The organism is Streptomyces sp. NPDC040545, from assembly GCF_055595065.1.
On record NZ_JBVIWA010000022.1, the window covers coordinates 96,680 to 109,425 of the forward strand.

The 12,746-nt window shown below is 68.6% G+C and carries 8 protein-coding genes; 2 read left to right on the top strand and 6 right to left on the bottom strand.

Annotated elements, in window-relative coordinates; translation table 11 throughout:
- Positions 1 to 41 precede the first annotated feature (41 nt).
- The 3 genes from ACZ573_RS32145 to ACZ573_RS32155 form a co-directional block, all read right to left on the bottom strand.
- The gene (locus ACZ573_RS32145; protein WP_471311061.1) at positions 42 to 1,754 is read right to left on the bottom strand and encodes a glycerol-3-phosphate dehydrogenase/oxidase; all 1,713 of its coding nucleotides are present in this window, start codon (positions 1,752 to 1,754) and stop codon (positions 42 to 44) included.
- Positions 1,755 to 1,793: 39 nt separating this feature from the next.
- On the bottom strand, positions 1,794 to 3,311 hold the full coding sequence (gene glpK / locus ACZ573_RS32150; RefSeq protein WP_471311064.1) for a glycerol kinase GlpK: 1,518 nt from the start codon (positions 3,309 to 3,311) through the stop codon (positions 1,794 to 1,796).
- Positions 3,312 to 3,395: 84 nt separating this feature from the next.
- Entirely contained in the window at positions 3,396 to 4,244 is an 849-nt protein-coding gene (locus ACZ573_RS32155) for an MIP/aquaporin family protein (protein ID WP_471311066.1), read from the bottom strand.
- 306 nt (positions 4,245 to 4,550) lie between these two features.
- On the opposite strand from ACZ573_RS32155, the gene dhaK reads away from it, so the two are divergent.
- Both dhaK and ACZ573_RS32165 read left to right on the top strand, forming a co-directional pair.
- Positions 4,551 to 5,558: a dihydroxyacetone kinase subunit DhaK gene (gene dhaK, locus ACZ573_RS32160; protein WP_471311069.1), complete on the top strand. Its 1,008-nt coding sequence runs from the start codon at positions 4,551 to 4,553 to the stop codon at positions 5,556 to 5,558.
- Positions 5,559 to 5,830: 272 nt separating this feature from the next.
- A complete protein-coding gene (locus tag ACZ573_RS32165; protein WP_471311072.1) occupies positions 5,831 to 6,433 on the top strand; it encodes a DUF6000 family protein in 603 nt (200 codons plus the stop codon).
- Here the strand turns inward: ACZ573_RS32165 and ACZ573_RS32170 are convergent.
- Genes ACZ573_RS32170 through ACZ573_RS32180 form a run of 3 tightly spaced genes read right to left on the bottom strand, consistent with a single transcriptional unit; the run spans position 6,376 to position 12,713 of the window.
- A complete protein-coding gene (locus ACZ573_RS32170; protein WP_471311074.1) occupies positions 6,376 to 7,092 on the bottom strand; it encodes a transposase in 717 nt (238 codons plus the stop codon). The genes ACZ573_RS32165 and ACZ573_RS32170 overlap by 58 nt on opposite strands.
- 16 nt (positions 7,093 to 7,108) lie before the next feature.
- Positions 7,109 to 12,361: a wHTH domain-containing protein gene (locus tag ACZ573_RS32175; RefSeq protein ID WP_471311077.1), complete on the bottom strand. Its 5,253-nt coding sequence runs from the start codon at positions 12,359 to 12,361 to the stop codon at positions 7,109 to 7,111.
- 4 nt (positions 12,362 to 12,365) lie between these two features.
- Positions 12,366 to 12,713, bottom strand: a complete 348-nt coding sequence (locus ACZ573_RS32180) for a Pepco domain-containing protein (protein WP_471311079.1) — start codon at positions 12,711 to 12,713, stop codon at positions 12,366 to 12,368.
- Positions 12,714 to 12,746: the final 33 nt, after the last annotated feature.

Below are 12,746 nucleotides of genomic sequence, written 5' to 3' on the forward strand. Positions count from 1 at the left end.
CGCCGGCCGGGGACGTGGCGAAGCTCCCCACGTGCGGCCGTTCAGTTCACCGGGATGATGTCGGGGGCGCCGAGCCGCACCGCGTCGGCGGTCAGGTCGTCTGGCTGCTCCTGGGCCTCGCGCTCGGCGGCGACGCGCTTGAGGTAGTGGTCGATCTCGCGGTCCTGGTGTGCCCGGTCCCATCCCAGGTGGGGCGCCATCAGACGGGCCACGGTCGGTGCCGCGTCCACCCCGCGGTCCCAGGACTCGATGGAGATCCGGGTGCGCCGGGCGAGGACGTCCTCCAGGTGGCGGGCTCCCTCGTGGGTGACCGCGTACACGGCCTCGACCCTGAGGTAGTCGTCCGAGCTCGGCAGGGCTTCGCCGAGCGCGGGGTCGGCCGCCACCAGGGCGAGGAGTTCGGGCGCCAGGGAGCCGTAGCGGTTCAGGAGGTGCTCGATGCGGGCGACATGGAGCCCGGAGTGCTCGGCGAGCCGGCGCCGGGAGTTCCACAGCGCCGGGTAGCCGTCGGCGCCCAGCAGCGGGACGCGGTGTGTGACGCAGTCGGGAACCCTCTCGTCCAGGCCCCGTACGGCCTCGTCGACCGCGTCCTTGGCCATCACCCGGTACGTGGTGTACTTGCCGCCGGCCACCACGACGAGTCCGGGCACTGGATGGGCGACGAGGTGCTCCCGGGACAGCTTGCTGGTTTCCGCCGCCTCGCCGGACAGCAGGGGGCGCAGGCCGGCGTAGACGCCCTCGACGTCTTCGGGAGCCAGGGGGGTGGTCAGGACGCTGTTGACGTGTTCCAGCAGATAGGTGACGTCCTTGGAGCTGAGGGCGGGGTGGGCTTTGTCGAGTGTCCAGTCGGTGTCGGTGGTCCCGATGATCCAGTGCCGGCCCCAGGGGATGACGAACAGCACGCTCTTCTCGGTGCGCAGGATCAGCCCGGTGCGGGAGTTGATCCGGTCACGGGGGACGAGCAGGTGGACGCCCTTGGAGGCGCGGACGTGGAACTGGCCGCGGGTGCCGGCCATGGCCTGGGTGTCGTCCGTCCACACCCCGGTCGCGTTGATGACCTGCCTGGCGCGCACCTCCGTCTCGTCGCCGCTCTCCAGATCGGTGACGACGGCGCCGACGACCCGCTCGCCCTGTCGCAGGAAGCGGCTGACGCGGGCCCGGTTGGCCGCCAGTGCCCCGTACGAGGCGGCCGTACGGGCGAGGAAGAGGGTGTGCCGGGCGTCGTCGACCTGGGCGTCCCAGTACTGGATGGCTCCCACCAGCGCGTCGGAGCGCAGTGCGGGCGCCTCGCGCAGGGCCCGGTGCTTGCCGAGGTGGCGGTGGTGGGGCAGGCCGCCGGAGGTGCCGGAGGCCCTGGCCATCGCGTCGTACAGCAGCACGCCGCTGCCGACGTACGGGCGCTCGGTGATGCGGTGTTGCAGGGGGTAGAGGAACGGCACCGGACGCACCAGGTGGGGGGCGAGGGACCGGAGCAGGAGGCCTCGTTCCTTGAGTGCCTCGGCGACGAGGCGGAAGTCGAGCATCTCCAGGTAGCGCAGGCCGCCGTGGATGAGTTTGCTGGAGCGGCTGGACGTACCCGAGGCCCAGTCGCGGGCTTCGACGAGTCCGACGCTCAGGCCGCGGGTGGCGGCGTCCAGGGCGGACCCGCTGCCGACGACGCCGCCTCCGACGACGAGGACGTCGAGTTCGCCCTGTCCCATGTCGGCGAGGGCCTGCGTGCGGCCTTGGGGTGAGAGGGCCACCGGATCGACCATGGTCTGCTCCTCAATGCTGCGGTCGCGGGCGGCCGGGACCTATTCGACCTTGGCCCAGTCGAGCGTGCGCTCCACCGCCCGCTTCCAGCCCTCGTACCCTTCCGCGCGCCGTTCCTCCGACCACTCGGGGTTCCAGCGCTTGGACTCCTGCCAGTGGGTGCGCAGCTCGTCGGTGTCCCGCCAGAAACCGGTGGCGAGCCCGGCCGCGTAGGCGGCGCCGAGCGCGGTCGTCTCGGCGACGACGGGACGGCTCACCGGTACGCCGAGAATGTCGGACTGCGTCTGCATGCACAGGTCGTTGGCCGTGACTCCCCCATCGACCTTGAGCACGTCGAGGTGTACGCCCGAATCCTGCTCCATGGCTTCCACGACGTCCCGGCTCTGGTAGCAGATGGCTTCGAGGGTGGCGCGCGCCAGGTGGCCGTTGTCGTGGTAGCGGGCGAGGCCGACGATGGCGCCGCGGGCGTCGGAGCGCCAGTACGGGGCGAACAGGCCGGAGAAGGCGGGGACGAAGTAGATGCCGCCGCTGTCCTCCACGGTGCGGGCCAGCCGCTCGCTCTCGGCGGCGTCGCCGATGATCTTCAGCTGGTCGCGCAGCCACTGCACGGCCGAGCCGGTGACCGCGATGGATCCTTCGAGTGCGTAGATCGCGGGGCTGTCGCCGAACTGGTACGCCACGGTGGTCAGGAGGCCGTGTTGCGAGCGGACCAGTTCCGTGCCGGTGTTGAGCACCAGGAAGTTGCCGGTTCCGTACGTGTTCTTGGCCTCGCCGGGCGCGTAGCAGACCTGCCCGACGGTGGCCGCCTGCTGGTCGCCGAGGACACCGGTGATGGGGATGGCCTCGCGCAGCGGCCTGGAGGTGCGGGTATGTCCGTACGCCTCAGGGTGGGAGGACGGGTTGATGGTGGGCAGCATGGAGCGGGGGATGTTGAAGAAGCCCAGCAGTTCGTCGTCCCAGTCGAGGGTCTCCAGGTCCATGAGCATGGTGCGGCTGGCGTTGGTGACGTCGGTGGCGTGGATGCCGCCGTCGGGGCCTCCGGTGAGGTTCCACAGCACCCAGCAGTCGGTGTTGCCGAAGAGGGCGTGGCCCTGCTCGGCGGCCTCCCGCACGCCGTCGACGTTCTCCAGGATCCATTGGATCTTGCCGCCGGAGAAGTAGGTGGCCGGTGGCAGCCCCGCTTTGCGGCGGATGACGTCGCCCTGGCCGCCGCGCTCCAGTGCGGAGGCGATGGTGTCGGTACGGGTGTCCTGCCAGACGATGGCGTTGTAGTACGGGCGCCCGGTGCGGGGGTCCCAGACGACGGTCGTCTCGCGCTGGTTGGTGATGCCGACGGCCGCCAGGTCGGAGGCGTCGAGGTTTCCGTGCCGGAGGGCGTTCTGGATCACCGAGTTGGTGCGTTCCCAGATCTCCACCGGGTCGTGTTCGACCCACCCCGAGCGCGGGAGGATCTGGTTGTGCTCCAGCTGGTGCCGCGCCACCTCGTTGCCGGCGTGGTCGAAGATCATGAAACGGGTGCTCGTGGTCCCCTGGTCCACTGCGCCGACGAAGTCAGCCATGGGGTGCCGCCTTCCTTTGGGATGCCGTGTGTAGGGGCTGCCGTCCGGTACGGGACGGGCGGTGTCCGCCCGCCCCGGATCAGGTCAGCTCTCGTCCGGTGCCGGGACGCGTCCGGGAGGCTCCGGTTCGGCGGTCGGCAGGAACCTGCCGATGAGCAGCTTGTAGATACCCGCTCCCAGCACACCGCCGATGAACGGGCCGATGATCGGCACCCAGAAGTAGAGGTTGCCGTACTGATCCCTCCATGCGGTGCCGTACCCGGTGAAGAAGCTGGCCAGACGTGGGCCGAGGTCACGGGCCGGGTTGATCGCATACCCGGCGTTGGTGCCCCAGGCCATGCCGATCGCCACGACGATCAGGCCGACGATGAACGGGGCGAGGTTGGCGCCGGGAGGTGTGCCCAGCAGGTCCGTGACCGCGAAGATCAGCAGCAGCAGGATCGCGGTGCCGATGATCTGGTCGCGCAGTGCGCCCCACTCGTGCACCGGCAGGTTCGGGTTGCCGTTGGCCGGGAGCGTGGAGAAGACACCCTGCGTCTTGATCGTGTGGCCGGGGTCGGCCTTGGCCAACGCTTCGGTGTAGTTCCAGCGGACGATCAGGGCCGCGACGAAGGCTCCGGCGAGCTGGGCCAGCGCGTAGGGGGCCACCTTGCTCCACGGGAAGCCCTTGAAAGTGGCCAGGGCGACGGTCACCGCGGGATTGAGGTGGGCGCCGCTCAGCCGTGCCGCGACGTAGACGCCCAGGGTCACGCCGAGACCCCAGGCCCAGGCGATGCTGTCGTGGTTTCCGAGGCCGCCTGCCGGGTCCGTCAGGGCTCCGCCGGCCACCACCTGGGCCACGACACCACAGCCGAAGAGGATGAGAATCATGGTGCCTGCGAATTCTGCCGAGAGTTCGCCGACCAGCCCTGATGCTTTGAGGCGCTCCTTCATGGGTGCCCGCTTCCCGCCGGTCCGAAGACCGGCATTCGACTGCCCCGAGCCCCCCGGTTCAGCGTAAGTCGGGTCGCCCGTACCGGAAAGGCGAGGGCGGTCCGTCCTGCGGAGGGGCCGCTGCCCGCTCCGGATTCCCCGATCCTTCTCCGAGGCCGGTCGTCCCAGTTCTCGCGGATGTGCCCGGCATGGCAGCACACTGTTCGTAGGGCGTGCCCTCGCGGACGCGCCTGCCCGGCGCTCGGTGATCGGTGCTCCGTGACGGCGTCGGTCGCTCACCCGTCGGCTCCGACCGGGAGGCACACGATGAAGATGTTGATCAACAGTCCGCAGACCGTGGTCGCGGACGCCCTGCGCGGGCTGGCCGCGGCCCACCCGGAACTGGACGTGGACGCCGACGCCCGGGTCGTCGTACGGCGGGACGCGCGGCAGGGCGGGCGGGTCGGTCTCGTCTCCGGCGGCGGCTCCGGTCACGAGCCCTTGCACGCCGGATTCGTCGGATACGGAATGTTGTCCGCCGCCTGTCCGGGCGAGGTGTTCACTTCCCCCGTGCCCGACCAGATGGTGCGGGCGGCCAAGGCCGTGGACTCCGGTCAGGGGGTGCTGTTCGTCGTCAAGAATTACACCGGGGACGTATTGAACTTCGACATGGCCGCCGAGCTCGTCGAGGAGGACGGCATCCGGGTCGAGCGGGTGCTGGTCAACGACGACGTCGCCGTGATCGACAGCCTCTACACCGCCGGGCGTCGCGGCACCGGGGCCACGCTCTTCGTCGAGAAGATCGCCGGGGCGGCGGCGGAGGAGGGCGCGCCGCTGGAGCAGGTCGCCGCGCTCGCCCGGCGGGTCAACGAGGCCTCGGGCAGTTTCGGCGTGGCGCTGAGTGCCTGCACCACTCCTGCCAAGGGAAGTCCCACCTTCGACCTGCCGGACGGCGAGCTGGAGCTGGGCATCGGGATCCACGGCGAGCCGGGCCGGGAGCGGCGCCCGATGATGCCGGCGGGGGAGATCGCGGAGGTCGCGGTGGGCTCCGTGCTGGACGACATGGCGAACGCGACCCCGGCCGCCGACGGGCCGGTACTGGCCCTGGTGAACGGGATGGGCGCGACGCCGCTGCTGGAGCTGTACGGCTTCCACGCGGAGGTGGCCCGGGTACTGGCGGCCCGGGGCGTTCCGGTGGCCCGGACCCTCGTGGGGAACTACGTCACCTCGCTGGACATGGCGGGGTGCTCGGTGACGCTGTGCCGCGCCGACGAGGAAATGCTGCGGCTGTGGGATGCGCCGGTGCAGACGGCAGCGCTGCGCTGGGGCCGCTGACCCCCTCGTCTGCCATCGGCGTCTGCGACGGGTGAGCCGGTTCATGCGACTCCGAGGGAGCCCGGGTCGGTGCCGTCGAACTGAAGGCACGAGTCGCGCTTCAGGCACCGCGCGACGGCTGGCCGCTGACCGATCTTGGCGGCCTTCGGCCGACCACAATGCTGCTGAGTGCCTCCCGAAGTGGGGTTCTGGCTCATCTTCTGTGGAGCAATAACGCTGCGTGCTGTCGAAACCCTGCCCATCCGACCTGCTCGTCGCGAGAGGATGGGGTGGTGATCCGCTACGACCCCGAGATACAGGCTCTGTACCGCCGCTACTGCCTCCCGGCACGCCGCTACCTGAAGCTTGGCGGAGCAGTACTTCGCATGTGGCGCGAGGAGTACGAGCCGTTCGTTCATGCCCTGGCCGCTGATGCGAAGGCTGTTTCCGACGCCGAGCTCACCATCCTCTTTGAGGGCAGCTGGCGCGAGCGGCGGACCGCGGCATGGCTCGCCGCTGTTTCGCGCCGTGACCACTTCCGCGAGCGTCTGGGAGCGCTGCTGCTGGAGAGCGAGGTCTGCTGCGCGGGTGGGGCATACTGCGTGGCTCTGGCGAGTTTCGGCACCACACGGGACGCCGACCTGCTTGCCGCTTACCTGGATCGCTACCTGCGTCGGCCCGACCTTGCCTACGACCAGCCGACGGCCATGGGCGCCCTGGCATACACCGACTCCGTCCTGCACGGCGACCTGGCCGACCCCCTCCTTGAGGAGGGCGGCCTGTGGCGGCAGTGGTTCCAGGACGCGCCCCACATGCAGGGCGATGACGGCATCTCCACCTATCTGGGCGGCATCCGCCTCGCCTGCGCCGTCATTGACGATTGCGCCAACACCTGACCTGCATTTGTTTTGTTCGCTTTCACAGGCTCTGGCTCGACGTCCGTGCCGCGGCCGCTCTCCGTCGAGCTCCAGGACAGGGTCAATCCGGCGGTGACGGCGTCGAGGTCGCGGTCGATGCCGGCAGCGAGGGTGTGGAGGCTGGGCAGGTCGTCCTGGCGGACGGCGTCGAGCCAGTCCGGGAGGCGCTCGCCCTGTCGATCGATGAGCATGATGGCGAAGGATCGGACGTGGCGGGTGAGGGCGTCGAGTTCGGGGCAGTGCATGCGGACGATCTTGAGGTGGAGTTGTTCGGGCTCGGTGAGGGTTTCCGGGCGTCTGAGGATCCATCCGGCAACCATCCGGGGCGAGGGCGGCTGGGCGGTCACCGGCCGTGGCGAGGTCCGTTTCTTGTGCAGGTAGGCGCGGACGCGCTGGTAGCTGCCTTTGTAGCCGAGCGGCACGATCTCTTCCCACAGCCTCCAGGCGTTGGTGAAGCCCTCGTTCCAGCGATCGTCTAGGTAGGGCGTGTAGTCGTCGAGGACCGATGGGCGGTTCTGCCACTGGCCGGTGAACAGTCCCTCCGGCGCCGCAGCGTCGGCTAGCTGCTTGACAGTCCGCTCGACACGCCACGCACACGACGGCGTGACAGCGCTGCGAGACTGCTCCGTACACAGCACGAGCGTGGCGCCACGTTCAGTCGGATTCCTTCGGAACCCTCGCCCACGCGTCTGCGACCAGTCGGCCGACGTCCGGCACGTTCACACCGAGGGCCGCGAGGCGTTCGGCGACATCGGTCACGGTCATGCTGAGCAGGTGGGCGGTTACCAGCAGATGCTCCAGCGGGACCGGCGTGTACGGATCCAGCCACGGGCTCATGTGGGACGCGTTCAGCCGCAAGAGTCTCAGTTCATTGAGATTGGGCGCACGGTCGGGGTAGTCGTATTCCTGAACGGGAATCCCGGCTGCCAGGAGTCGCTTCTGGGTGGTGAGGAGGCTGCCGTGTTTCACGGAAGCGAGGACGTAGACATGGGCCGCGGGCAGCGCGATGACGGGTTCTTCGGGGAGCAGGGGAAACTTCCCGGTCCTGAAGAAAGACGCTTCATCGGGATGGATCGTCCTGCTCTCCTCTGGGGCGGGTGGAAGTGCCGATGAACCGAGACTGCCGCGCTTCGGCGCGGTGTACGTCTTGGGAGCACGGCCTGTCCCGTGGGGCAGCGCGGGCACGGGCACCCCCAATTCGACCAGGAGGGAGCGTATTTCGGTGATCGGGCGGCTCGCCGCGTCGGCCAGTCGCACCACTCGCTCGGTCTGCCAAGTGACGTCAAGCGGCACGAACGGCGATGCTCCGCCTCCCGCCCCGCTCAGAAGCGCACCGTATTCGAGAACGGAGGACTCCTTCTCGGTGTGCGGCCCCTCCTGAACGGTGAGGCCGCGGAGCGTGAACTCCTTGTGTGTCTCCTCCTGCGTCCATCCGTGCATGGCCATCACGGAGATGAAGTGGCCGGCCGGAACCGGTTCGACAGCATCCCGCGCGTAGGGAATCCACCGGCCGACCAGGGTCTCCTCGTCGGCACCGGTCATTTCTCGCCGGTCTGCCGTACCGTCCAGCGACTCGGTCGTCATCCCCAGGTGCCGAAGGCGACCGGCGCACGTTTCGACGGGAACCGCAAGGACGGCGGCCGCGAGCAGGATGTGGGCGACGGGAACCGGGACGTCAGGGGCCAGCCAGTCGGTCCACTGCGCACCGTCCTGCCGCGCGTACTTGCTGAGCAGCCGGACGTCCTGTGGGGTGAGAGAGTCAGGAATCTGACGGAACGGCACCTGAAGCCCCAGCGCCCCCAGATGGTCGGCCACCTCCTTCATCGGCCGTTCTGTGCGCTCGCTGAGCACATGCAGCGCCGGCAAGGGCACGACTCCGTCAAGTTTGAGGATCTGCGCGGCGGCTGTCAGCACACCGGCAAGCTCGTCAGGGATGCCAGGAAGGGCGGCAGTCAGGTCCTTGGGCACGGTGTAGCCGAGAGCCTGGAGACGGCGAACCGTCGCTTCGGCCGTTCTGCGTTCCTCCAGGGCGATGCAGTGAACGTGAGCGGGGACGAATACGGCGCGAGAGGGGTCGGGGTCGTCACTCACCGCGTACTTTCGATGCACCAGTTCGCAGGTGCCTTCGTCGTCGCTCAGCACACGTTCCGGGTGTGAGACTTGGACGCCGACCTCAAGAAGGACGGCGCGTGCCTGGCTGGGAGACATGTCCATCACCTGTGCGAACTGGAGGATCCGCTCGGCGTTGGCGCGAGGCGCCCAGGGGCCTCTGCCGTTGAAATGCTGGCTGACTGCGACGTGGGCCAGCGCGAACAGACGCGAACCAGGGTCTCGTAGGTACTCGCAGTGCCGGGTCGAGTAACCCAGTCGGTCCATGAGGTCGAGCAGTTGCCCTACGGGACGATTCGTGTTCTCCGCGGCGTTCAGGAGGCTGTGCACGGCCACCGGATCGCCCTGCTCCAGCCAGGGGTCGCGGCCGTCACCGTCCCAGCTGAGCAGGGCGAGGAACTCCGCCAAGGGCAGGTCCGGCTGGAGGTCGGGCCCCTCCCAGACCATGTTCAGGGGTCGAAGGCTCTTGATCGTATCGGTGATTCCGAGACTGGCGCGTTCTGCGTGCCTCGCGATGTCGGCAAGTCGCAGAGCGGAGTGCCACAGGGTTGTACCGGAGTGCCACAGGGTCGTCTCGCCGCGATCCGAGCCGGAGTAGCCCACCGCGTAAGCGTGGGAAGGCAGCGCGTGCCGCAGCGGAGCCGTGAGGAAATCGTCAGGGCGGTGTTCCGCGAGAACATGGGCGACTTCGTCCGGGAAGTGTGCCGAATACCGCCACAGTGCCAGGTGGTCGGGCAGCCACAAGGTGTTGAGGGTCGGGTCGAAAATGAAGCGGTCGGGCCGGGCTTGGCCGGCCCAACTGGCCCGTAGGTCGTGGTCGCCCGGAAAATAGCCCGTGCGCCGGAGCGCATACGATCCGTGGCTGTCCGTGACTGTGGCCGGGGTGGAGGTCAGTGCGGCCACCACGGCATCGGCGATCCGCAGGTCCTGCTCTGCCATGCTCCCGAGCCACTCCTCCGTGAGCAGCCCGGACTCGTGCAGGGTGTCGACAGCCCGCCGCAGTCTCTCGACGACGGGCTCGCTCACGTCGTCGAGGACCGAGTTGCGGTCGACGGACAAGCGTGGGACGGCATGGTTCCCCCGGCCGGGAAATCCGATGCGGCCTCGTAGGTTGACCACCGCTCCCTCGAAGGTCATCTTCCCTGCAAGGGGCACCGTCGCGTCCTGGGGCCACATGGCCTCTGCCACGACGCCGTCGACGAGGAGGGCGCCTCCCCGCTCGCACCAGAAAACGTCCCCGTACCCGCCGGGGACGACCCGTCCACCGGCGTCGATCCTGCTCCCCGCGCGGGGCCGGAACTCGTTGGGTACCCACTCCTCCGACTCGCCCCTCTCCTCGTGGGTCACCAGGGTGGGGAATCGGGCGATCGCCAGAACGTTGCGCAGCGACTGCACACAGGAGACGTCGGCGGCGCGCCGTGGATTGAGACAGAGCCTGACCCGGGTACCGCAGGCGTCGCCGTTGAAGTGATCGTCGTCGACCTGGTGGTCCTTGACCTCGAACAGGTCGTCGGGGCCGAACACCGTGACGCGCAGCGTCTGGCCGTGCGTACGGTTACGCTCGAATTTGCGGGTGACGACCTGAATCTCGTCCGCCAGCATGAAGTAGCTCAGGACGCCGATGCCGAACCTGCTGTTGCGGTGGAAGTCGATCCCTCGGCTCTCCCACTCCGCCTGCTCCTGCTGGAAGGAGGCGAGGTGGGAAAGCCGTGCTCCACCCTGGGCGAAGGCCTCGACCAGTTCGTAGCGGTCCATCCCCGAGCCGCTGTCGACGCACTCGATGTACACGCGGTTGCCGTCGCTCTTCTGGTAGATCTTGATGCTGGGCTCCCACGGCGGCCCTCCCGCTTCCCTGGGCGGATTCGACTGCTCGCGCGCCTGGCGGACCGCGCACGCGTCCATGGCGTTCTGGTAGAGCTCCCGGACGGCGAGGGAGCGGTCCTTGTACAACTGCTCACCGGTCAGGAGGTCACGTACGCGCGCGCCGTCGAGGCCGAAGCGGGTGGCGACGGAGAGGAATTTGAGACCCCGTTCGTCCTTCTCGGGCAGGACGTGGTCGCTGGAGGCCCGAACGGGGAGACGGACGAGTTCCGGCGCGCTTCCGCTGTCGGAGGGGACGCGGTGGCTCGCGTGGTAGAGCAGCCCGTCGACGGAAGCGGCGTGCTCCTGCAAGGCGGCCATCACGGCCTGATGCGGGCATTCGGCCTCGAGCGCCAGGCTGCTGTCCCCGGTCGTCCACACCGCCTTCTCGATGGCCTTCTTGGCCTGCCGGAAGGTCAGTCCGTCGTCGCTGCGGAGGTGGTCCACCAGGACGCGCGGCATATCGGCCAGGTCCAGTGCCATGGCCTGCGCAAGGGTGAGGAGGTAGCCGATCAGCCTGCGGCGGACCGTACCCGCGGCCGGGCTCGCCTCGGTCGGCGGAGAGGCCAGGATGCTGCCGCCGTGCTGCATCGCCTGGAACAGCCACGAAAGCAGCTTCACATCGAACAACTCGGTCAGGAGCGACCAGGGCGATGACTTCGACAGCTGCCGCCAAGCCTCCAGAGTGCCGTCGGACACGCGGTCGCTGGCGACGCTCAGCCGGGACCTGCGCTGCTGCAGGAGCCAGAGACGAACAGTCCGGATGTCCCTCTCCCGGGGCGCCGGCTCGCGCCCGAGGGCGACGCGCTGCAGCAGCGACGAGTAGTCGGCCCACTCATCGTCCTCGTCGTTGAAACGCGGAAGCTCCCTCTCCGTCTGCTGGGCGTTGTGGACACACTGGACGTGGTAGAGCAAAGGTGCCAAGGTGAGGAGGGCGACTTCCGCCTCGCTGAACTGGCTGTCGGTGAAGTACGACTTGACGAGCAGGCTCAGCCAGCGGCTTGCCCTCTCGTCCGCTTCCCAGTCGATCCAGGGATGGTTCGCGAGGGTCCGGCGTTCTTCCTCCAGCTGGTCGCTGACCGTCTTCACCACGGCCTGCACCGTCTGCTTCAGCCGCTTGCCCCGTGCGTCCGTGTGGTCCCACACGGCGTGCTCCGCCAGCAGGCGGAGACGCTCCTGACCAGGGCGCTCCCTGCTCGGGAGGAACGGGAACTGCCTCTCCCCGTGCTCGCCGCTCAGCCTCGGCCGTTGGTCGAGCCGGGCGGGCAGGTGGCCCCGGTACCTCTCCTGCAGATCGGCCATCTCGGCGGTCAGCAACTCATGAAGCCGGCCTGCGGGGAGTTCGTCGTGCCCGTCGCTCAAGACGTTCAGGAGTGCCTTGGTGAAGAGGCTGGCCCTCTCGTCACCGTTTCCGGAGTATGCCGCCACTTCTGCCGGAGCGCAGGCCAGCAGGTAGGTGAGCCTGTCGTGGCCGACCAGCGGCTGTACGGGCGACAAGCGCTCGTGCCGGTCCGTGGGCAGTCGCTCCCGGCACGCGTCGACGACGAAGAGTACGTTCTCCACCGGCGCAGCGTGTTCGACGGTCTCGGCCCAGCGGCCGTCCAGCGGCAGGTTGGAGCTGTCTATGAGATCCTCGCTGACGCCCGAATCCGAACCGACGAACCACAGAGTCCGGTTGTGGTAAAAGCCATGACCACTGAGATACACCACGAGGTGGTCACCACGGCGTCCGCTCCGGAGAAAGCTATGGACCCTTTCGGTCAGCCCCCGGCGCGTCAGTTCCTTGTCGTCACAGCTGCTGTTGTCCGCGATCTCGTACCCGCACTCGGCAAGTGCCGTCCAGACATTGCGGAATTCGCCTTCAAGGTAGCCGAGGTCCTGCCACTCGGCTGACTGGAAGCGGGGAACAAACAGCAGCAGTGCACGATGGCGACTCATGGACTTACCGGTTGCTCTCACCGGCACCGAAGACCATGGTGATTCCGCCCTTCCCCTCGACCTCGCTGGTGCCGATCAACCGGATGCCGCCCTTGGCGGACACCTCGAAGGAAACCTGCACCTCCCGGAGCGGGAACCGGCCGCCGGCGTCGGCGATCCGGCCGAACACCTCACGCAACGCATCGACGGTGCTTTCGAGGTTGGCACGCAGCTGCTCGACCCTGACCGGCACCGCAGCGACTTCACCGTTGGCGGTTCGCCGCAGTCCCTTAGTGCCTCCGCGGGCCTCCGCCACGTCGTCGAATTCCTCGTCGTTCGCGTTGACAAGGATCTGCAGGCCGGCCTCTGTCACGGTCTCCCCCTCACAGGCGCGTGCGCCTCATGG

What these genes read in the sequence shown, in the direction of transcription:
- ACZ573_RS32145 (WP_471311061.1), bottom strand. Translation starts at nt 1,754, where the DNA reads ATGGTCGATCCGGTGGCCCTCTCACCCCAAGGCCGCACGCAGGCCCTC.
- glpK (WP_471311064.1), bottom strand. Translation starts at nt 3,311, where the DNA reads ATGGCTGACTTCGTCGGCGCAGTGGACCAGGGGACCACGAGCACCCGT.
- ACZ573_RS32155 (WP_471311066.1), bottom strand. Translation starts at nt 4,244, where the DNA reads ATGAAGGAGCGCCTCAAAGCATCAGGGCTGGTCGGCGAACTCTCGGCA.
- dhaK (WP_471311069.1), top strand. Translation starts at nt 4,551, where the DNA reads ATGAAGATGTTGATCAACAGTCCGCAGACCGTGGTCGCGGACGCCCTG.
- ACZ573_RS32175 (WP_471311077.1), bottom strand. Translation starts at nt 12,361, where the DNA reads ATGAGTCGCCATCGTGCACTGCTGCTGTTTGTTCCCCGCTTCCAGTCA.